Annotated in this window: 19 protein-coding genes; 11 read left to right on the top strand and 8 right to left on the bottom strand. The window is 67.2% G+C overall.

Going from position 1 to position 21,233, the window contains the following annotated elements; genetic code table 11:
* Window positions 1–7 precede the first annotated feature (7 nt).
* From PT015_RS04270 to PT015_RS04245, 6 genes are read left to right on the top strand one after another with little or no spacing between them, the layout of a single operon-like run.
* Complete coding sequence (locus PT015_RS04270) at window positions 8–1,486, top strand: PE-PPE domain-containing protein (protein WP_285189043.1); 1,479 nt, start codon at window positions 8–10, stop codon at window positions 1,484–1,486.
* Complete coding sequence (locus PT015_RS04265; protein WP_285189042.1) at window positions 1,483–2,352, top strand: glycosyltransferase family 2 protein; 870 nt, start codon at window positions 1,483–1,485, stop codon at window positions 2,350–2,352. The genes PT015_RS04270 and PT015_RS04265 overlap by 4 nt, the downstream gene beginning before the upstream one ends.
* Entirely contained in the window at window positions 2,349–3,413 is a 1,065-nt protein-coding gene (locus tag PT015_RS04260; protein WP_285189041.1) for a polysaccharide pyruvyl transferase family protein, read from the top strand. Before PT015_RS04265 ends, PT015_RS04260 begins: the two co-directional genes overlap by 4 nt.
* Window positions 3,414–4,313: a glycosyltransferase family A protein gene (locus PT015_RS04255; protein ID WP_285189040.1), complete on the top strand. Its 900-nt coding sequence runs from the start codon at window positions 3,414–3,416 to the stop codon at window positions 4,311–4,313.
* Window positions 4,310–5,380, top strand: coding sequence for a polysaccharide pyruvyl transferase family protein (locus tag PT015_RS04250; RefSeq protein WP_285189039.1), 1,071 nt, complete (start codon window positions 4,310–4,312; stop codon window positions 5,378–5,380). Before PT015_RS04255 ends, PT015_RS04250 begins: the two co-directional genes overlap by 4 nt.
* The gene (locus PT015_RS04245; protein WP_285189038.1) at window positions 5,380–5,949 is read left to right on the top strand and encodes a class I SAM-dependent methyltransferase; all 570 of its coding nucleotides are present in this window, start codon (window positions 5,380–5,382) and stop codon (window positions 5,947–5,949) included. The genes PT015_RS04250 and PT015_RS04245 overlap by 1 nt, the downstream gene beginning before the upstream one ends.
* A 6-nt stretch (window positions 5,950–5,955) precedes the next feature.
* Here PT015_RS04245 and PT015_RS04240 read toward each other — a convergent pair whose 3' ends face one another.
* The 7 genes from PT015_RS04240 to mutA form a co-directional block, all read right to left on the bottom strand.
* Window positions 5,956–6,624 (bottom strand): O-methyltransferase, encoded by a 669-nt coding sequence (locus PT015_RS04240; protein WP_285189037.1) that lies wholly within the window; start codon window positions 6,622–6,624, stop codon window positions 5,956–5,958.
* 46 nt (window positions 6,625–6,670) lie between these two features.
* Entirely contained in the window at window positions 6,671–8,395 is a 1,725-nt protein-coding gene (locus PT015_RS04235) for an AMP-binding protein (protein WP_285189036.1), read from the bottom strand.
* An 81-nt stretch (window positions 8,396–8,476) separates the two neighbouring features.
* Window positions 8,477–9,064, bottom strand: a complete 588-nt coding sequence (locus tag PT015_RS04230; RefSeq protein ID WP_285189035.1) for a carboxymuconolactone decarboxylase family protein — start codon at window positions 9,062–9,064, stop codon at window positions 8,477–8,479.
* An 18-nt stretch (window positions 9,065–9,082) separates the two neighbouring features.
* Window positions 9,083–10,348, bottom strand: coding sequence for an esterase/beta-lactamase LipL (lipL, locus tag PT015_RS04225; protein ID WP_285189034.1), 1,266 nt, complete (start codon window positions 10,346–10,348; stop codon window positions 9,083–9,085).
* Window positions 10,349–10,390: 42 nt separating this feature from the next.
* Window positions 10,391–11,389, bottom strand: coding sequence for a methylmalonyl Co-A mutase-associated GTPase MeaB (gene meaB, locus PT015_RS04220; RefSeq protein ID WP_285189033.1), 999 nt, complete (start codon window positions 11,387–11,389; stop codon window positions 10,391–10,393).
* Window positions 11,390–11,393: 4 nt separating this feature from the next.
* Window positions 11,394–13,643 (bottom strand): methylmalonyl-CoA mutase, encoded by a 2,250-nt coding sequence (gene scpA / locus PT015_RS04215; protein WP_285189032.1) that lies wholly within the window; start codon window positions 13,641–13,643, stop codon window positions 11,394–11,396.
* Between the two features lie 5 nt (window positions 13,644–13,648).
* Window positions 13,649–15,529 (bottom strand): methylmalonyl-CoA mutase small subunit, encoded by a 1,881-nt coding sequence (mutA, locus tag PT015_RS04210; RefSeq protein WP_285189031.1) that lies wholly within the window; start codon window positions 15,527–15,529, stop codon window positions 13,649–13,651.
* Window positions 15,530–15,705: 176 nt separating this feature from the next.
* On the opposite strand from mutA, the gene PT015_RS04205 reads away from it, so the two are divergent.
* The 5 genes from PT015_RS04205 (at window position 15,706) to PT015_RS04185 (ending at window position 19,546) form a co-directional block, all read left to right on the top strand.
* The gene (locus tag PT015_RS04205; RefSeq protein WP_285189030.1) at window positions 15,706–15,987 is read left to right on the top strand and encodes a FeoA family protein; all 282 of its coding nucleotides are present in this window, start codon (window positions 15,706–15,708) and stop codon (window positions 15,985–15,987) included.
* On the top strand, window positions 15,984–17,900 hold the full coding sequence (feoB, locus tag PT015_RS04200; protein ID WP_285189029.1) for a ferrous iron transporter B: 1,917 nt from the start codon (window positions 15,984–15,986) through the stop codon (window positions 17,898–17,900). The genes PT015_RS04205 and feoB overlap by 4 nt, the downstream gene beginning before the upstream one ends.
* Entirely contained in the window at window positions 17,897–18,463 is a 567-nt protein-coding gene (locus PT015_RS04195; RefSeq protein ID WP_285189028.1) for a NifU family protein, read from the top strand. The genes feoB and PT015_RS04195 overlap by 4 nt, the downstream gene beginning before the upstream one ends.
* A 22-nt stretch (window positions 18,464–18,485) precedes the next feature.
* Window positions 18,486–19,250 (top strand): TVP38/TMEM64 family protein, encoded by a 765-nt coding sequence (locus tag PT015_RS04190; protein WP_285189027.1) that lies wholly within the window; start codon window positions 18,486–18,488, stop codon window positions 19,248–19,250.
* A gap of 62 nt (window positions 19,251–19,312) precedes the next feature.
* Complete coding sequence (locus PT015_RS04185) at window positions 19,313–19,546, top strand: hypothetical protein (protein WP_285189026.1); 234 nt, start codon at window positions 19,313–19,315, stop codon at window positions 19,544–19,546.
* 279 nt (window positions 19,547–19,825) lie between these two features.
* Here the strand turns inward: PT015_RS04185 and PT015_RS04180 are convergent, their stop codons facing one another.
* Complete coding sequence (locus PT015_RS04180) at window positions 19,826–21,151, bottom strand: MFS transporter (protein WP_285190917.1); 1,326 nt, start codon at window positions 21,149–21,151, stop codon at window positions 19,826–19,828.
* Window positions 21,152–21,233 lie beyond the last annotated feature (82 nt).

Below are 21,233 nucleotides of genomic sequence, written 5' to 3'. Positions count from 1 at the left end.
GACGGCCATGCGCGATCGCGCGGTGCACCGAGGGCGGGTCGGACTGGCAGCGGCCACCGGCGCGGCTCTGCTGGCACTCACCACCGTGCTGACTCCCCCGTCCGCGCACGGGGACGACGACGGGATCCTGCCGTTCCTGGTCATGGGCGGGACCGGCATGCCACTTCCGGACGACGGCTGGGTCGACACGGTCCAGAGTCTGTTCTTTCCGGCGACGGCGCTATTCGACGGGCAACCGACATTCCCCACCGCCGACCCGACGGCCCTTTACACCCCCGAGGAGTTCTACCCGCTGAGCCCGGACGGGCTGACCCTGAATGACTCGGTGTCCCAAGGGCTCGGCAACCTGTCCGCCGCGCTGCAGCCCTACCTCGATGCCGGCACCCCGGTCGGGGTGTTCGGCTACTCGCAGAGCGCGATCATCGCGTCGCTCGAGATGGACCAACTGGCGGCGCAGGGAGTGCCCAGTTCCGATGTCAACTTCGTGTTGATCGGCGATCTGATGAACCCCAACGGCGGCCTGTTCGAACGCTTTTCCGGCCTGGACCTGCCCAGCTTGGGAATCGACTTTTCCGGTGCCACGCCCGCCGACGACTACGCGACCACCATCTACACGATGGAATACGACACGTGGGCAGACTTCCCCCGTTACCCGTTGAATTTCTTGTCCGTCCTCAACGCGTTCATGAGCGACACCCACTTCGACTACGACACCCTCACGGCCGAGCAAGTCGCACAGGCGATTCCGCTGGACACGACGGGCGGCCTCACCGACTACTACATCATCCCGGTGGATAACCTGCCGCTCCTTGATCCGCTGCGGGAGGTGCCGATCATCGGTAACCCGTTGGCTGATCTGTTCCAGCCCAATCTCACCGCGCTGGTGAACCTGGGCTACGGCGATCCGGAGTACGGCTGGTCGACCGCCCCGGCGAACCTGCCCACCGAGTTCGGCCTCCTGCCCAGCCTCGCCGACTTCGAAAAACTTCCGGCACTGTTGCTCGCCGGCACCCAGACCGGAATCGAGGATTTCATCGGCGATTTCACCGGCACCGGACCCAATCCGGTGTCGCTGTCGCTGGATTCGCTGTTCTCCGGCCTGGCCGACTCGTCGTCGATGACGTCGGGCACCACCCTGTTCGATCCCGACGCGATGCTGGCGGCCCTGAACACGCTCCTCAGCGACCCGACGGCGCTCTCGGCCTTGCCTGCCGACTTCGGCGACGCCCTGTCGGATATCGGTGCGGCCCTGCAGTCCGGCTTCACCGCGACCGAAGACATCCTGCAGGCCGTGCTGATCAGCGTCCCCGAATACAACCTCAGCCTGATCATGGACAACCTGGACAACCCGATCGAGGCGCTGCTGCTGCCGGTAGCCGCCGATTTCGCGATCGACCAACTCCTGGGCGGTTTCCAGTCGACGGTCATCGACAACACGGTGCAGTCGATTCTGGCCGCGCTGACGGACCTGGTGCCGGCAGGATGACCACGTACCCGCCCGTGGTCGCCGCGATACCCAACTACAACATGGGAAGGCATCTGCGCGAACTCATTCCGCAACTGCTGGCCCAGCACTACGACGCCATCTTCGTCCTCGACGACGCCTCCACCGACGACAGCGTCGATGTCGTGGCCGAATTCGGCGACGACGTGCGGTTCGTGCGCAGCCCGGAAAACCGTGGGGCGGGAGCGAATCGCAACCAGATCATCGACCACGTGGACAGCGGGACACTCATTCATTTCGTCGACGCGGACATGGAGATGACCACGGCCGACACTCCGGCGGTGGCCCGCGAGATCGCCGGACGCTATCTGCGCCACGGCATCGGGATGATCGGCGGTCTGGTCAGCCGTCTCGACGGCAGCCAGGAGTACTGCAATTACGGGGCGGCCTTCTCGTTGTGGGGAAATTTCACCTCGAACGTGCCCAGGTTGGTCGACCACTGGCGCGACAAGCCGCGGCTCGCCGGCGCGGTGCAACGGGTGGCCGGCCCGATCGCCCCAGGCTGGCCTCGCCTGCTGGACGAGCCGATCCCGCGACGCGCTTATTGGCTGCACGAAGGCAATCTGCTCGTCCACTCTGACGTGTTCGCGCTCGTCGGCGGCTACGATCCCGCCCTGCGTTCGCACGAGGCGCAGGATCTGGCCATCCGGCTGGACGCCAAAGGCATTGGCAGACAATTTGATCCAAGCATCCGGGTCATCCACCACCACATCGACGTCCGCGGCAAGAACCGGCGGAAATGGGAGAGCACCGCGACCCGGTACCTGATCCGCAAGCACGGGATGGCGCGGTTTGTCGCCGGCGGGCGGACGCCGCTCCGACCGCAACCGTTGGAGCCCATCGCATGACGCGGCGCAGCGACGCCTCGGTCGCCTATCTGGGTTGGCACGGGATGGGCAACATCGGCGACGACGCGATCTACGACGCGGTGTGCGCCCAGCTGCCCGGGGCGACCGTGCTGGATCAGCCGCGATTCCCCGGCGAGCGATTACGCGCCGCGACAACAGGATTGAACCGCTCGCTGCGAGACAGCATCCAGGTCGTCGGCGGCGGCACGTTGATCGGGCGCCGGCACTGGCGCCGGATGGTCACCCGCGGGCAAGCCCTCACTCGCCGCAACGGCAGCTACGCGATCGGGGTCGGTGTCGAGGATCCCAGCTTCGTCGGCCGGCGCAGTGGCTCGGGCAAGGGCGAATTGAAACGTTGGCTACCGGTGCTCCGGGACTTTCACACGGTTTCGGTGCGCGGTCCGCGCAGCGCGGAACTGCTCGCCGACGCCGGCCTGGACGTCTCCGTCGCCGGCGACCCGGCCCTGCTGCTGCCCACCCCCGACATCTCCCCCGAGGACGGCCTGATCGGCGTCAACCTCGGATTCGGCGACGACCTCTGGGGCCGCGACCCCGAAGCCGTCGCGGCGCACCTATGCGGGGCGACAACACATTTGGCGTTACAGGGTTACCGGTTCGTGGGGATCCTGATGAACCGCGCCGACCGCCGCTGGACCGAACAAGCACTCGCCGGCACCAACGCCCCCATCATCGCCCCACCCGACGCCACCACCGCAGCCCACGAACTCGGCCGGTGCTCACTGGCCATCGTCAGCCGACTCCACGCCGGCATCCTCGCCGCACTATCCAGCACACCCGTCATATCCCTGGAATACCAACCCAAATGCCGCGACTTCGCCCTCTCCATCAACGACGAACGCGCACTACTACGCACCGACACACTCACCACCACCACCCTGCTCGACCACACCCACCACACCCTGCACAACGCAACCCACATCCGAACCACCACCCACCACGCCGTCACCCACCTCAGACAACAACTCACCCACCAATACGCCACCGTCGCAGACCAACTCGGCCTTCGAAGGCCGACCGGCCAGCTCACAGAGGGGCACTGAATGCTCGCGTTCATCACCACGCTGCGTCATCCACAGAACTCCGCGAACTACGGCCGGGTGGAATCGCTGCTGCGGAACACCCTCGAGTCGTTGACCCGGCAGACCAGCAACGACTACGTCGCCTTCGTGGTGGGTAACCGCAGGCCGTCATTCGCCATGCCGCCTCGGACGGTTTTCGTCGAGGTCGACTTTCCGCCACCGTCCGACGTTCACGGCCCGCGAACCGGACCGGCACCGGTCATCTGGGACAAGGGCACCAAGAACGCGGTAGGTCTGATCGCCGCGCGGGATTGCCGACCCGACTACGTCATGCCGATCGACGCCGACGATTTCGTGCATCGGGACATGGTGGCGTTCGTCCGCGACCGTCCGGGTCACACCGGCTGGGTGGTGAAGCGCGGGTGGGTGTACTCGCGGGCGCGAAACGCCTACCGGTTGCGCAGGCGTTTCTACCGGGTGTGTGGAACGTCGTTCATCATCCCGTTCGACGCGTATGAGGTCCCGGCCGAGCTGACGGTGTCCTCCACCCAGCGCGACATCGCCGAGGCATTCGGCGAGCGCCTCGAGCAGATTCTCGAGCATGGCTACGCCTACGACTACTGGCGCAAGCATGGGCGAACTCTCACGGGCCTACCGTTTCCCGGTGCCGTCTACCACATGGATACCGGTGAAAACCACTCCGGCAATGAGCTTTTCGGGCCCGCCCTGCCGTACCGGGAGCATCTCTACCGGGATTTCGCGATTCGCCCGTCCAGAACAGCATCCTCGAGTCTCTGGTCGGCGATCGGTCCGGCCGCGCTCAAGCCCGATCTGCGATTTCAGCTACCGATGTTCCTGCAACCCAAGTCGTACCTGCAGGACTACTCACCGCCCAGCACGCCCTCGGTGCGGTCGCAATGACGGGCCCCCGCGATCCATTGGTCGCCTATCTGGGTTGGCAACGGATGGGCAATATCGGCGACGACGCGATCTACGACGCCGTGTGCGCGCAGCTGCCCGGGGCGACTGTGCTGGATCAGCCGCGATTCCCCGGCGAACGATTGCGCGCGGCGGTGACCGGCATGAATCGTTCACTGCGACAGAGCATCCAGGTCGTCGGCGGCGGCACCCTGTTGGGAACGCAGTACTTCCGGCGGTTGGTTACCCGCGGGCAGGCTCTTACCCGCCACAACGGCAGCTACGCGATCGGGGTCGGCGTCGAAGACCCGACATTCGATCGGCGCCAGAACGTCCAGGACAATGGTGAGCTCAAGCGCTGGGTGCCAATACTTTCCGAGTTCCGCACCGTGTCGGTGCGGGGTCCGCGCAGCGCGGAACTGCTCGCCGACGCCGGCCTGGACGTCTCCGTCGCGGGCGACCCTGCCTTGCTGCTGCCCACCCCCGACATCGCTCCCGAGGACGGCCTGATCGGCGTCAACCTCGGATTCGGCGACGACGATCTGTGGGGGCAGGATCCGGCAACCGTGGCCGAACACGTAGCCGGCGCAGTGCGCCAATTGGCCTCCGAGGGTTACCGGTTCGTGGGGATCCTGATGAATCGCGCCGACCGCCGCTGGACCGAACAAGCACTCGCCGGCACCAACGCCCCCATCATCGCCCCAACCGACGCCACCACCGCAGCCCACGAACTCGCCCGCTGCTCACTGGCCATCGTCAGCCGACTCCACGCCGGCATCCTCGCCGCACTATCCAGCACACCCGTCATATCCCTGGAATACCAACCCAAATGCCGCGACTTCGCCCTCTCCATCAACGACCAACGCGCACTACTACGCACCGACACACTCACCACCACCACCCTGCTCGACCACACCCACCACACCCTGCACAACGCAACCCACATCCGAACCACCACCCACCACGCCGTCACCCACCTCAGACAACAACTCACCCACCAATACGCCACCGTCGCAGACCAACTCGGCCTGCACAGCACGAGCGAACAACCGAGCAAGCGAGGTATCTGATGCCCAGAGTCATCACCACATTGCGCCAGAAGACGGACTACGGCCGATGGGCCGACTCCCGTAACATTTTCGCGTCCTGGGAGTCTCGGAGCCAGCGGGCCGCCGCGCTGGTACCGGTCGACAGCCGTGTGATCGAGTTCGGCGCCGGCAACCGCATTTTCGAGCGGCATCTGCACGAGTCGTGCACCTACACGCCGTCGGACATCGTCGAGCGCGGCACGGGCACCATTGTCTGCGACCTGAACGTGCGACCCCTACCGGCGCTGGCTATCGACGCCTACGACGTCGCAGTGTTGATGGGAGTCCTGGAGTACATGCGCGACATGCCCACCGTGCTGGATTGGTTGGCCGAACTCGTGCCGACCATTGTGCTGTCCTACGCCTGCGCGCGAGGCGGTCGCTACTCGCCGCGGCGCGCGGCCGGATCCGTCGGCCGGCTACGGGCGGGCTGGTTGAACAGCTACTGCGAGGACGAGTTCCGATTGATGTTCAGCCAACGCGGGTTCCGGGGTCTGCACGAAGAAATCTGGCACGGCCAAAGGCTTTTCGTCTTCTCGCGGCTGCCGTGACCGGTTTCACGCCGCGGTGAGCTCGACGATTCCGAGTCGGTGCCAACGAGCGACGGAGTCCGCCACCATCTGATCGGCGCGGATCTCACGCCACGCCGCGCGCATACCGTCGCAGTAGGTGATGTCGTCGAAAAGCACCAAGCCGCCCGGTGACATGCGGGGCTTCAGCAACTCCCACTGCCTCATCACGAAGTCGTAGTCGTGTATGCCGTCGACCAGCGCGATGTCGATCGGGCCGGGGAGGTCGTCGACATGCTCCTCGAAGGCACCGCGAATGAGCGAGAACCTGTCGGTGATCGTGCCGATGTTGCGTTCGGCGATGTCCGCCCAATCCGGGTTGATTTCGAACGAGTACAGCCTGCCCCGCCTGAGCGCGGTAGCGAAGTACATTCCCGAAACACCAAAGGCGGAACCGAATTCCACCACGACGTCCGGATCGCGCTCGGCTACCAGGTAGGCATACAGATCGCCCTGGGACGACGGTGAGCGCACATCCGCCGGGCTGAACCGGTCGGGCAGGTCATATTCCGGAGCCAGCGGCTGCGCCCCGATCGCGTTCGTGGTCTCGGCGATGGCCTCGATCTCGGCCTTGCGCGGGGCGGCCGGCAACCGGCGCGGCAGACCGGCCAGCAGCGGGCTTCGTGATCGACCCCAGAACTTCAGTGGCGCAAGCATATGCGGCTCCCTGTCTTTCGTTCCATACCGACGAATCGAGCAAGCCCTAGGCATCCAGGCGAGCGAACTGATCCTGCTGATATTGCGTGACACACGCCTGTCGCCGGACCTTGCCGCTGGTCGTGATGGGTATCGATCCCTGTGGGACCAGGACGAGGTCTGCGATGCTCAAGCCGTGCGACGTCGAGATCGCCGAGGTGACCTCGTTTTTGACGGTGTCGAACCGACCGGCCGCATCCTCGCGGTCTTTCAGTTCCGCGATGGCCACCAACTTCTCGGTGCCGTCGTCGGGCACGGCGATCGCCACACAGCGACCGCGGGTGATCAGCTGGATCGTCGCCTCGATGTCGTCCGGAGAATGGTTGCGCCCGTACACGATCAGCAGATCTTTGATCCGGCCGATGATGAACAGCTCGCCGTCGTGGAAGAAGCCCAGATCGCCGGTCCTGAGCCACGGCCCCTCCGGCGTTCCCGGCGACGGCCCAGAGAGCTTGGCGCCGAAGGTGTATTCGGTCTCCTGCGGTTTGCGCCAGTACCCGGTCGCGACGTTGTCGCCGTGTACCCAGATCTCGCCGACCGCGTCCGGCGAGCTTTCGACGCTGGAGTCCGGGTCGACAATCCGCAGAATCGGTGACCGCGGCACGCCGTAGCTGACAAGTGCTGTGCCGTCGGTGTTTTCACACCGCTCTACCCGACCGTCGGCGAGCCGCTCGGAGTCGAAGTGGACGACGTGCTGCTCGCCGGGTTCGCGGGTGACGATGTAGACCGTCGCCTCGGCCATGCCGTACGAGGGCCGCAGCGCCCGCGCTGGAAAATTGAACGGGGCGAATCTTTCGGTGAAGCGCCTCAGCGTCGCCGGTTGCACCCGCTCGCTGCCGTTGATGATGCCCAACACACCGCCGAGGTCCACCCCCGCCAGTTCTTCGTCGGTGGTCTTGCGCGCGGCCACCTCGAACGCGAAATTCGGTCCCGCGGAGAAGGTGTGCGGATAGGTCGCCAGCAACTGCAGCCACCGCGCGGGCCGCGCCAGGAACGCCACCGGGCTGGTGAGCACGGCGTGATATCCGCCGAGTACCGGAACGCACACCCCGACCAGCAGGCCCATGTCGTGATAGAACGGCAGCCACGAGACGAAGGTGGTGTCGGACGGCGCAACGCCGCCTGTGTCGGCGAAATAGTCGGCGAACATCTGCTCGAAATTCGCGAGCAGGTTCCGGTAGCTGACCTCGACCCCTGCCGGCGCGCGGGTGGACCCGGAGGTGTACTGCAGGTAGGCGGTAGCGGTCCGGGTGTGGCGGCCGGGCCGAAATCCGCTGCGCGCCTCCACATCCACTCGATCGACCTCGATGAGCGACGGCGCCGGACCGTCCTGTTGCGCCTCGAGATACGCGGCCACGTCACCCGCCACAGCTGAGGTCGTCAGGACGACCGATGGGGCCGCGTCGAGCAGTACCGACTTGACCCGCTCGTCGACGACCCCGCCCACGGGGACCGACAGCGGTACCGGAATGAGGCCGGCCAGCAGCGCACCGAAGAATGCGTCGATGTAGTGAAGCCCTTGTGGCGCAACGATGACCGCACGATCTTCGGTTGAGCCGTGCAGCCGCATCTCGGCCGCGACATTGAGCGCTCGCCGGTACAGCTGCGAATAGGTGATGGTCTCCGCGACGCCCTCCCAGTCCCGCTCGTAATCGAGATAGGTGAACGCCTTCTCATTCGGCTGCAGACTGGCGCGCTCACGCAACACATCGGGAATGGTCAATCCGGCCACAGACGTCACCTTACCGCCGCAGGCAGCGGGCGCAATCGTAAAGCGCAACACCAATTGTCTTGTCCGACAATGACTGACGTGTCAATCAGTAACGCGGGAGGGCCCTGCCCCGTCCGGCGGCCAACTGATGACGTCGTCTTCCAGCGGCACCTGCAGGCTCTGCAGGATCGAGGAGACCATGCGCCAGGCGCTGATCACGGTGACCAGCTCGACGAGCATCGCGTGGTCGGCGCCGAACGCCGCGCGGCATGCCGACCAACTCTGCTCGCTCACCACACCGTCGCGCACCACATCGTCGGTAGCGGCCAGCACCGCCCGCTCGGTCGGGCCGAATCCGTTGTACGACGGCCAATCCCGAACTCCTGCGAGGTCGTCGGCGCTGACCCCGAGGCCTTGCGCGACCCGCCAATGCTGCGCCCATTCGTATTCGCACGCGGTGAGCCAACCGATCCGCATGATCGCCAGCTCACGCAGGCGTGAATCCAGCTTGCCCTGCCACAACATACGAGCCAACAGATCGTTGAGCCCGGAGGCCAGTTTCGGATGGTTCAGCAGCACCTGGAAGATCGCGAGCTCGGCCATGTAGTCCGGCACGCTCGCCTCGTCCGCAGCGGCTTTGGCCTCGTCCTGTGGCAGACGGGGTATGCGGCCCTCTCGGTCGGACGTCACGCTGTCAGGCCACACCCGCTAGCCGGCAACGGCGCCAGCTTCGACGAACGGCGCGCCGAAGTCCGCGACCCGCTCGAAACCGTCTTTGCGCGCTGCGGCCGCACCGAGCCGGCACAGAGCGCTGGTCGCGACCAGGCCGGCGTGATCGACCACGACGAACGGCGTCAGCAGCCGGTTGTGGACGAATCCGATGGACAGGCCGTGTTCCGGGTCGGCCCACCCGACGGAACCACCGAGACCGACGTGCCCGAAGCCCGGCACCAGACCCAGCGGCAGTTGGTGGTAGCCGAGATTGAACGACAGTGGTATCACCAGGTTTCCGTCCGGCCGCGGACTGCGCCGCCCGACGAGCCCGGCCGTCACCTCCGGCGACAGGAACTGGGTGCCATCCAGTCGGCCGCCGTTGGCGAGCGGGGCATACATCCGCGCGAGTCCACGCGCGGTCGCCACCCCGTTGGCCGCCGGAATCTCGGCGTCCAGCAACGGGATATCGCCCTGGGCAACGGCTTTGACGCCCGGGAAGTACATCGAACTGAATCCGGCAGCCTGCGGGATCGCCGCGATCATCGGCGCCACCGCGTTGAACACCGGGTTCTGAAAGGCGGTCTGCGGCATGATGATCTGTGCCGGCCGCGTCGGGGCGCCGACCGGGGGACGGCCCAGGTGCAGACCATCGGTGCCCAGCGGCTCGGCCAGCTCGGTACGGATCAGCTCGCGCATGCCCTTCCCGGTCACCGCGCGGGCAAGACCGGACAGCAACCAGCCGTAGGTCAGCGCGTGATAAGCGGATTTGCCGAAGGAATAGCCCGGCCGCGCGGCCGCGAGCCGCCGCTCCATCAGTTCGTGATCGAGAAGGTCCTTCTTGCTGGCACCGCGCAGCGCCGACAGCCCGGCTTGGTGCCGCATCATCTGGCGGACGGTGATGTCGGCCTTGCCGTTGGCGCCGAACTCCGGCCAATACTGCGCGACCGGCACGTCGTACTCGATCAGGCCGCGGTCGGCGAGTCGGTGGATGACGGTGGATGCCATGCCTTTGGTGGCGGAGAACACCATGGTGGCGGTGTCCGCCGTCCACGGCACCCGTCCGCGCCGGTCCGCGTGACCCGTCCACACGTCGACGACGGGTTCCCCGTCGAGGTAGACCGCCAGCGCGCCGCCGCCGAATCGGCTGCCGTGAAACGTGCTGGCGAAGCTGCGCACCGCGCAGGCGAAATGGGGATCGGCGGCGCCATGGACTCCGCGCGGCAGCACGGAGCGGCGATTGCCCACTACTTCGAGGGTCATGTCACCAAATCTAGTTGTTTAACTCTACAAACGAAGTGGAATTTACCCATCCGTTATTGAAGCTAGCTTCAATATTTGCTGTGCGGCCAGGGCGGGGGTCAACTCCCCTGTCAGCACCCGTCGTTCCACGTCGGCGCGGGATTTGCGGACCGCGGGGTTGGACATCACCCGGTCCAGCACCGTGTCGCGGACCATCTGCCACGTCCAGTCCACCTGCTGGGCGCGGCGGCGCGCCTCGAAGTCACCCGCCTCGGTCAGCACATCGCGATGCCGCTCGACGGTGTCCCACAACTCTTCCAGGCCAGTGCCTTCCAGCGCGCTCATCGTGAGAACGGGCGGGCGCCAGAGGGTCTCACGCGGATAGATCAGCCGAATCGCCCCGGACAATTCACGGGCGGCCTTGCGCGCCTCGGTCAGGTGGTCGCCGTCGGCCTTGTTCACCACCACGATGTCGGCGAGCTCGAGGACACCCTTCTTGATCCCCTGCAACTGGTCACCGGTGCGGGCGAGGGTCAGGAACACGAAGGTGTCGACCATATTGGACACCGCGACCTCGGATTGGCCGACGCCGACGGTCTCGACCAAGATCACGTCGAATCCGGCCGCCTCCAGCAGCACGATGGTCTCCCGGGTGGCCTTGGCGACACCGCCGAGGGTCCCCGATGTCGGCGACGGGCGGATGTAGGCGTCGGGATGTGTTGCCAATTGCGGCATTCGGGTCTTGTCACCGAGGATCGAACCCCCTGTGCGCGTCGACGACGGGTCGACGGCGAGCACCGCGACGCGGTGGCCGCGACCGATCAGGTACATGCCGAGCGCCTCGATGGTGGTCGACTTGCCGACTCCCGGCACCCCGGTGATGCCGACGTGCAGGGCGTTGCCGGCGGCGGGCATCAGCTGCAGGAGCAACTGCTGGGCGCGGTCGCGGTGGTCCGCCCGGGTCGACTCGACCAGGGTGATCGCCCGCGGCAGCGCCGAGCGGTCGCCCGCGCGCACCGACGCGGCGAGTTCGTCGATGCCGTCGCCGTTGTCTGTCGCCATGTGGCTAGAGGGTGTATCCGAGTCGCTCGGCCAGCTTGTGCAGCAGATCGATTGCGGCGTCGGCGATTACGGTGCCGGGCGGGAAGATCGCGGTAGCACCGGCCTCGTACAGCTCATCGAAGTCGCCAGGCGGGATCACCCCGCCGACCACGACCATGATGTCGGAGCGGCCCACCTCGGCCAGCGCGTCGCGCAGGGCGGGCACCAGGGTGAGGTGGCCGGCCGCGAGCGAGGACACCCCGACAACGTGCACGTCGTTGTCGGCGGCCTGCCGCGCCACCTCGTCCGGGGTGGAAAACAGCGAACCCACGTCGACGTCGAAGCCGATGTCGGCGAACGCCGTTGCGATCACCTTCTGTCCGCGGTCGTGACCGTCCTGGCCCATTTTGGCGACCAGGATGCGCGGACGCCGGCCGTCGGCCTCGGCGAACTTTTCGACGAGTTCGGTTGCTGACGCCATGTTTTCGGCCTTCCCAGCTTCGTCGCGGTAGACCCCGGCGATGGTACGGATCTCGGCCTGGTGCCTGCCGTACACCTTCTCGAGCGCATCGGAGATCTCGCCGACGGTGGCCTTGTGCCGAGCTGCGTTGACGGCCAGTGCCAGCAGATTGTTGCCCAGACCGTCCTCCCCCGCCCTGCCCTGCGCCTCGGCGGCACGCGACAGCTCGGCCAGCGCGGCCTCGACCGCGGCCTGATCCCGATTGGCACGCAGCTCTTCGAGTTTGGCCAACTGCTCGGCCCGGACCCGGCTGTTCTCGACCTTGAGGACCTCGACCTCCTGGTCCTCCTCGACCTGGTACTTGTTGATCCCGATCACCGGCTGGACGCCGGAGTCGATGCGGGCCTGGGTGCGCGCGGCCGCTTCCTCGATGCGCAGCTTCGGGATGCCCTCGCTGATCGCCTGGGCCATGCCGCCGTGCTCGGCGACCTCCGCGATGTGAGCACGTGCCTTCTGCGCCAGCTGATAGGTCAGCCATTCCACGTAGTAGGAGCCGGCCCAGGGGTCGATCGGCCTGGTGGTCCCCGACTCCTGTTGCAGCACCAGTTGAGTGTTGCGGGCGATGCGGGCGGAGAAATCGGTGGGCAGGGCCAGCGCCTCGTCGAGCGCGTTGGTGTGCAGCGACTGGGTGTGGCCCTGGGTGGCGGCCATCGCCTCGATGCAGGTGCGCGCGACGTTGTTGAAGGCGTCCTGTGCGGTCAGCGACCAGCCCGAAGTCTGCGAATGGGTGCGCAGCGACAGCGATTTCGCGCTCTTGGGCTCGAACTGCGCGACCAGTTCGCTCCACAGCAGGCGGCCGGCCCGGAGCTTGGCCACCTCCATGAAGAAGTTCATCCCGATGCCCCAGAAAAAGGACAGCCGGGGTGCGAACTTGTCGATGTCCAGCTCGGCGGCCAGGCCGGCCTTGATGTAGTCGACACCGTCGGCGAGCGTGTAGGCCAGTTCCAAGTCTGCTGTCGCACCGGCCTCTTGGATGTGATAGCCGGAGATCGAGATGGAGTTGAACTTCGGCATCTTCGCGCTGGTGTAGGCGAAGATGTCGGAGATGATCCGCATCGACGGCTTCGGCGGATAGATGTAGGTGTTGCGCACCATGAACTCTTTGAGGATGTCGTTCTGGATGGTGCCGGCCAGTTTCTCCGGCGGCACCCCCTGCTCCTCGGCGGCCACCACGTACAGCGCCAGGATCGGCAGCACGGCCCCGTTCATGGTCATCGACACCGACACCGTCGACAGGTCGATGCCGTCGAATAACTGGCGCATGTCGAGGATGGAATCGATGGCCACACCGGCCATTCCGACGTCGCCCTGCACGCGCGGGTGGTCGGAGTCGTAGCCGCGGTGGGTGGCCAGGTCGAACGCCACCGACAGACCCTTCTGCCCGGCGGCCAGGTTGCGGCGGTAGAACGCGTTCGACTCTGCGGCGGTGGAGAACCCGGCGTACTGGCGGATGGTCCAGGGTTGGTTGACATACATCGTCGGGTAGGGCCCGCGAACGAACGGCGGTTCGCCCGGGAAGGTGTTCAGCGGGTAGCCGTCGGACTCGACCGCGGCGCGGTCGGCAGCGATGTACACCGGTTTGACATCGATGTCTTCCGGTGTGTGCCAGACGAGTTGCTCCGGGGCATACCAGTGGGCGGCCGCGGCCGCGGCGACATGTTCGTCGACCGCCTTCTCGGTCGATGGGGCCACGGCCCGATCGCTCTGCAACGGCACGTCGGCGAAGCTGCCGACAGCGGGTGTGGTGGTCGTCATGGTGGTCAGGCCCCCAACCGGTCGAGCAGGTTCGAAAGAGCTTCGACCGCATTGATTTTCGCGGTCAGGAAGTCATCGGGCTGATGGTCCGCCTCGGTCACCGATTTCTGCGGACCAGCCAGGCAGACGTGGGTGACCCCGGCGTCGTGGGCGGCCCGTACGACCGCCGACGCCTCGTCGCTGTAGCGGCCGTCGGTCCCGCAGATCACCGCCACCACCGGCGCGCCCGCGTCGGTGACGGCCTTGGCGATACCGTCGGCGTCGACCGTTCCGGGATTGACCGCTTCGATTCCCCCGGATGCCAACAGGTTTGACGCGAAGGTCGCGCGAATGTTGTGTTCCGCCAGCGGACCGAGCGGCAGTAGCAGCGCCGTAGGACGCGCGCCGGTGCGTTCCAGGAAGGCATCGGACCGGTCCCGCAACGCTTCGAACTGAGCCGCGTAGCGAATCAGCTTGCCGGCCGCAAGGGGCGAGTAGGCCGAATCAGACTGCGGCAGGGCCGCTTCGGCGAGATTCGGGTACTCGTTGACGCCGGTGATCGCGGTCTTGCGGTGCGCAATGTCGTCGGTGCGGCGCGCGGCGATCTCGGCGATCTGCTCGGTGATGTAACCGCGCGCGTCGATGAACCCGCCTCGCTGCTCGACCGCCTGAAAGCTCTGCCAGGCCTGGTTGGCCAGCTGGTCGGTGAGATCTTCGACGAACCAGGACCCTCCGGCGGGGTCGAGGATGCGCCCGACGTGCGACTCCTCGAGCAGCAGCAGCTGAATGTTACGGGCCATCCGACGCGCGAAACTGGTTGCCATGCCGGGGAATCCACCGTCGATCGCCACGTCGAACGGGAACACCAGCACCGTGTCGGCACCGCCGACGCCGGCGCCGAACGCGGCCAGCGTGGTGCGCAACATGTTAACCCAGGGGTCGCGCTGGGTCATCATCGGCAGCGAGGTCTCGGCGTGGACGACGGCGCCGCCGCGGTCCGGCTCGCCGACCACCTCGGCCACCCGCGCCCACAACCGGCGCAGTGCCCGGACCTTGGCAATCGTCAGGAACTGATCATCGTCGGCGGCCAGTCGAAAGCTGATCTGCGCCAAGGCCTTCGTCACCGGCAGCCCGGACTCGGTTAGCACCCGCAGATAGGACACCGCGGTGGCGATGCTGCCGGCGAGCTCCCACGTCGCGTTGGCCCCGAGGTTGTGGAATGCCGGCCCGTCGACCGTGATGGCCCGCACCCCGGGCTGATCGGCCACCGTCCGCGCCAGTCCGACCACCTCGTCGATCGTCGGGGCCGGCCGGTCGCTGAGCGGCGCGGTCAGCGGGTCCGCCCCGAGGTCGATCGAGAGAATCGCACGCTGGTCGTCCTCGACACGACTGACCAGTTCCAGCAACGCATCGGCGGCCGCCCGGTAGTCGGCGCCCGCGTCGAGGATGACCGGCGCCATGCTCAGGTAGACGCCGTCGAACACCTTCTCCAGTTGCGCCGGGGCGATGCCCGACTCCCCCACCCGCACCAGCAGCGCGCTCACGCCCTCGGCGAGTCCGGCCAGCACCGCGGAGTTGACGTCTTCGGCCGCCACCCCGGCGACCCGGGTCGCCGGAATCGACTCGGCGACTTTCCAGCCGGACTTGACGTCGCGCAGCGCGTCGGCGCCGCGCAGGAACGGCCATTCACCCGGCAGCGGTGGTTCCGGCAGCTCGTCGAGGGCGGTGTAGAGCGCGCGGATCGCGACGGCCTCGTAGGTCGGTGTTTCGAGCATCTGCTCGGGCTCGGGCCCGAGATCGTCAGCGTCACGCTTCGTGCTCTTGGCCAGGACCCCGGCCACCGCGGTGCGCCAGCGCGCACGGCCTTGTGCCAGGTCGGCAGGTTCAGCGGACACATCGACTGACACCGGCGGCTCCTTGTCCAGCACGTGACATCCCGACGCTGGTCTGTCACCCGACCACCAGGCTAAATGATGGGCGTGAGTGTCACGCCTCACACCGGACGAGCGGGTTCGACGAGCCATGACGGCCGTGGAAGTGAGGAGTACCTTACTAAGGTAGGCCAGCTAACGTTAGGGCGATCATGGCTGTTCAACCACGGGGCGCGCGCGGTGAATCTCGCACCATCGCGCTGGCCCAGCTGCCGCCCGGACAGTGGGCGACGGTGGTGGGAACGATCGCCGAGGCCAATCCGGTGATCGCGAACCGCCTAAATCAGTTGGGCTTTCGGGCGAGGGCCCGCGTCGACGTCGTCCGTCGGGCGCCACTCGGCGACCCGACCATCTACCGGGTGCACGACACCGAACTGTGCCTGCGCCGCCGCGAAGCTCAGCTCATCGAAGTCCTTCCCGAAGCAGACCGATGACGGCCTGCCATGACGTCGAAGGCTCCGCGGTCGCCGTCGCCGACGTCCGCCGCGTGGCGCTGGTCGGCAGCCCCAACGCCGGCAAGACCAGCGTCTTCAACCACCTGACCGGGCTGCGCGCCAAGACTGGCAACTATCCGGGCGTCACGGTTGGCCGCAGTGTCGGAACCACTACTTCTACCGACGGGGTCCCGGTCGCGGTCGAGGACCTGCCCGGCACCTACAGTCTCGACCCGATCAGCCCGGACGAACAGGTCGTCACCGACCTGCTGGCCGGCTCGTATCCCGGGATCGACCCGCCCGACGCGCTGATCCTGGTCGCCGATGCCACCACCCTGCGGCGGTCGATCCTGCTGATCGGTCAGGTGCTCCGCCTGGACCAGCCGTGCCTGCTGGCCCTGACCATGGGTGACGAACTCACGGCCCGTGGCGGCCGCATCGACGTCGGCGCGCTGTCGGCGGCCCTCGGCATCCCGGTCGCTCCGGTGGTGGCCCACCGCGGCTCTGGCATCGACGCCGTCCGTCAGCGGCTCGCCTCGTTCGAGCAGTGGCAGCGACCGCCGGTGCTGCCGCCGACCGACCCGGCCGACATCGACGCGTGGGGCGAGTCGGTGCTCGAGGCCGCCGATTACGTTGCGCCGCAACCGGATCAGCGCACCCGCCGCATCGACCGGGTCCTGCTGCATCCGCTGTGGGGCACGGTCACGTTCTTCGCGATGATGTTCGCGTTCTTCCAGGTGCTGTTCACCGCCGCCGCGCCGTTGCGGGACGGCATCGGCAGCGCGCTGATCTGGCTCGGCGGCCAGGTCGCCGACCACGTCGGCAACCCCGTGCTGCGCGGACTCCTCAGCCAGGGCCTCATCGGCGGAGTCGGGACCGTCCTGCAGTTCCTGCCGCAGATCGTGTTGCTGTTCTGTTTGCTCGCTTTCTTGGAGAGCGTCGGCTACATGTCGCGGGCGGCGTTCCTGATGGACCGCGTAATGGCCAAGACCGGACTGGAGGGCCGCGCGTTCGTCGCGATGCTGTCGTCGTTCGCCTGCGCGATCCCGGGCATCATGGCGACCCGGACGCTGCCGTCCTCGCGGGACCGGATCGCCACCATCATTACCGCGCCGTTGATGACGTGCTCGGCGCGACTGCCGGTGTACACGCTGCTGGTCGGCCTGCTGGTGGCGCCGCAAACGCGGTGGTGGGGCCTCAGCGCGCAGGGCGTCACGATGTTCCTGCTCTACCTGGGCGGCGGGCTGTCGGCCCTGATCGCCGCCTTCGTGGTCAAATCCACGATCCTGCGTGGGGACCTGCTGCCGTTCACCATGGAGCTACCGCCCTACCGGCTGCCGTCGATCCAGGCGATGCTGGCGGCGATGTGGAGCGCGGCGCGGGTGTTCCTGCGCAAGGCCGGGACCATCATCCTGGCCACCTCGCTGGTGCTGTGGGCGCTGCTCAACCTGCCTATTCGCGAAGCGCAGACGCGCGAGATGTCCGCGACCGAGGCCACTGCGTTCGTGATGAACCACAGCTACGCCGCCGACGTGGGCCGCGCCGTCGAGCCGGTCTTTGCGCCGCTCGGTTTCGACTGGCGCACCGACATCGCGTTGGTCGGCTCGCTGTCGGCCCGCGAGGTGTTCGTCTCGACCCTCGGGCAGGTAGCGGCCGCTAGCGACCCGGACGCTCCGCAGCAGGCGTTGGCCACGATGACGAATGATCGCGGGCAGCGAATCTTCACCGCGCCCACGGTGATTGCGCTGATGGTGTATTTCATGTTCGCGTTGCAGTGCATGTCCACGATTGCGGTGATGCGCCGCGAGACCAATTCTTGGCGATGGCCGACGTTCGCGTTCGGCTACATGTTCGTGCTGGCCTGGACGATGGCATTCGTTGCGCGCTCGGTCGCGACGGGCCTGGGCGCATGATCCCGCTGCACGCCACAGCGACCGCCGACCCCCAGCAACTGCGCTGGGTGGTCGCTGCCGAGCGGCTGCCCACCCGCGGCGCGGTGCGGGGGGCCCCAATGCGTCTCGGCGCGCTGCTCGACGACGGGGTGATCGACGAAATCGCCGTGCGCCCAGCCGATGTGCTCATCACCCTGCGCCGCGGCGAGACCTGGCGGCAGTGGGGCGACGTGATCCGTCAGGCGCTGTCCGACGCCCTGCAGGATCCGGCCTCCTGGCGGGTCGACGCGGTCGACGACACCGCCGCACTGGCCGCGATCGCCGCCGAACTGCTCGCCGGACCCGTCGGCGCCTTGGCCGAATCGCACGGCGGGGCGATCGAATTGGTGTCGGTGCAGGGCGACCGCGTGAACGTCCGGTTGTCGGGCGCCTGCCACGGCTGCCCGGCGGCGGCCGGCACGCTGCACGACACCCTGCAGCGCGAGCTGCGGTTGCGGTCCGGTACGGACGTCACGGTCAACGACGAAACACGTTCACCGGCAATGCCTTTGGGCCGCAGACTGCTGTCGCTGATCGTCCGCTGACGCGCCGCGTAGGCTGCACCCTGTGACCCGGCGCCCGATCGACCGAATCGCCGACTCGCTGCGCCCGCTGGGCTCGGCGCTGGCGACCACCGCGCGCCAGATTTCCACGCGTCGGCTCGCGTGGACCGGTCTGGCGGTCGCCGCCATGGTCGCGGTGGCGCTGCTGGTCCGGTTGCCGAGCGCGATCCAGTTGCGGGACTGGTCGACGTCGATGGGCCCCTGGTTGCCGTTGGCGTTTCTCGGCGCTCACATCGTCGTCACCGTGCTGCCGTTCCCGCGGACGGCCTTCACGCTCGCCGCCGGACTGTTGTTCGGGCCGGCGCTCGGAATCGGGCTGGCGGTGGTGGCCAGCACGGTCAGCGCGCTGATCGCCCTGGGATTGGTCCGGGCCGCGGGCTGGCAACTCAGCCGCCTGGTTCGGCACGCGGCCGTCGACCGCGTCGACGCCCGGCTGCGCGAGCGCGGCTGGCTGGCGGTGCTGTCGCTGCGGCTGGTCCCGGTGGTGCCGTTCGCCCCGCTGAACTATGCCGCCGGCGCGTCGGGAGTCCGGGTGCTGCCCTACACGCTGGCGACGGTGGCGGGACTGGTGCCCGGAACCTCGGCCGTGGTAATCCTCGGCGACGCGCTCACCGGCCACGTCAGTCCACTGCTGGTGCTGATCTCCGCGTGCACCGGCTTGGTCGGGCTGGCGTTGTTCGGCTACGAAATCCGCCGGTACCGCACCCACCACCACGCCGCGCAGACCGACCCCGACGACGCAGCGGCGCCCGCGGCATTTCGTCGATAGACTGAAAATCTGAAGCATTACCACCGTTGCATTGGCGGGTTTCCGCCTGAGAGGCAACAACAATGGACGTCAAACGACTGGCTATCGCGACCGCCGCGCTGGTTGCCGCGTTGAGCCTGGGCGTCGGGGTCGCGGACGCCGCGCCCGCTGACCCTCCTCCGGGTCCGACCTCGCCCGCGCCCCCACACAAAGCGAAGACCTGTTGGTCGGGCCCCCGCGTCGGCCCGGGCAGCGGCCGGGGCAGCGCCGGCATACCGGTCTACCCGCCGCCGTGCCCGCCCGGCGCCCCACACTGATCGGCTAATCGCAATGGCGGACTTCCGCCTGAGAGGCAGCAACGATGCACGTCAAGCGACTAAGTTTCGCAATCGCAGCCCTCGCCGCGGCACTATCCCTGAGCGTCGGCGTCGCCGAAGCGGCGCCCGCCGACCCCGCGCCTGGCCCGCCGCCTACGCCCGTTCTGAAGGCGAAGAAGTGTTGGGACGGCCCTCGCGTGGGCCCGGGCGGCGGCTGGGGCAGCGCCGGCATCCCGGTCTATCCCCCACCGTGCCCGCGCAGCACTCCGCACTGACCGACTAGTCGCAACCCTCGACCAGTTCGCGGGCTTCTTCCTCGGTCTCGACGGTGGGCGGCGATCCGGGCAGTCGCTTGCCGGCGACCTCGGGCGTGAATGCCAGCGTGACGATGCCGACCAGCCCAGCGACGATCAACATGTACGCCGGCACCATCAAGTTGCCGGTTCCCGAGACCAAGGCCTGGGCGATCAGCGGGGTGGTCCCGCCGAACGCGGAGATCGACACGTTGTAGGAGATGGCCAGGGCGCCGTTGCGAACATTGGTCGGGAACAGCGCGGGCATCGTGGCGGGCGAGGTGCTGTCGAAGCACAGTTCCATCAGGCCGAGCAGCAGCACGCCGAGGAACACCAACAGGCGACCGCCGCCGTCCCGGATCAACAAGAACGCCGGAATGGACGCGACCATCAGCAGCACGCAACCGGTCCGCATGATCGGTTTGACCCCGATTCGGTCCGACAGCGACGCGACCGGGACCAGTAGAACTGCCAGAATGGTCAGCGTCACGGTGATCATGGTCAGCCCCGACGTGTGGCTGATGTGGGCGAAGACCTTGAGATAGGTCGGCAAATATCCGGTCAGCATGTAGTCGGCCGCGTTGGACGTGTAGACCAGCGCCGCGCAGATCAGCATCGGCTTCCACTGCTCGGCGATGGTGCGCCGGTAGTTGCCCGAGTCTTCTTCGGATGCCGCCGGGGTGTCCCCGCCCTGGAACGACGGCGACTCCTGCAGTCGCATCCGCATGAATATCGCCACCAGTCCCAACGGCGCGCTGATCAGCAGCGGAACCCGCCACCCCCACGTCAGCATCTGGTGGTTGGTCAGGAAGGTCTGCAGGGCCGTGACGACCAGACCGGCGGCCACGAAACCGGCGAGGTTGCCCAGCGGCAGAAAGCCGACCACCCTCCCACGCTTGCGGTCGGGGGCCTGCTCGACGATGTAAGTCATCGCCCCGACATATTCACCACCGGTCGACAGCCCTTGGAACACCCTGGCAACGACCAGCAGGATCGGTGCCCAGACCCCGATGGTGCTGTAGCCGGGCAGCAGGCCGGTGCCGGTGGTCCCGATCGTCATCAGCACGATGGTGATCACCAGCACCCGTTTACGGCCGATCCGGTCGCCCAGCGGGCCGAAGATCAGCCCACCAATCGGCCGCACCACGAACGCGGCCGCCAACGTGCTGAAGGTGGCAAGCAGGTGAACTGCGCTAACGCTGTTACCCGGGTAGAAGATCTGTGCGAGCGCCGTGGCGATGTAGCCGTAGACCCCGAAGTCGTACCACTCCATGAAATTGCCGATGGATGCGCCTTTGAGCGATTGGCGCATCTGCTCGGGGTCGGTGACCTGAATCTGATCGCGCGTCCACCTACGCCGACGGCGCCGACCGAGGCCGACGCGCCGGCTTGCG

Source organism: Candidatus Mycobacterium wuenschmannii (assembly GCF_030252325.1).
GTDB lineage: Bacteria > Actinomycetota > Actinomycetes > Mycobacteriales > Mycobacteriaceae > Mycobacterium > Mycobacterium wuenschmannii.
The sequence above is the reverse complement of the archived record's forward strand: the minus strand, read 5'-3'. Positions and strand labels throughout refer to the sequence as shown.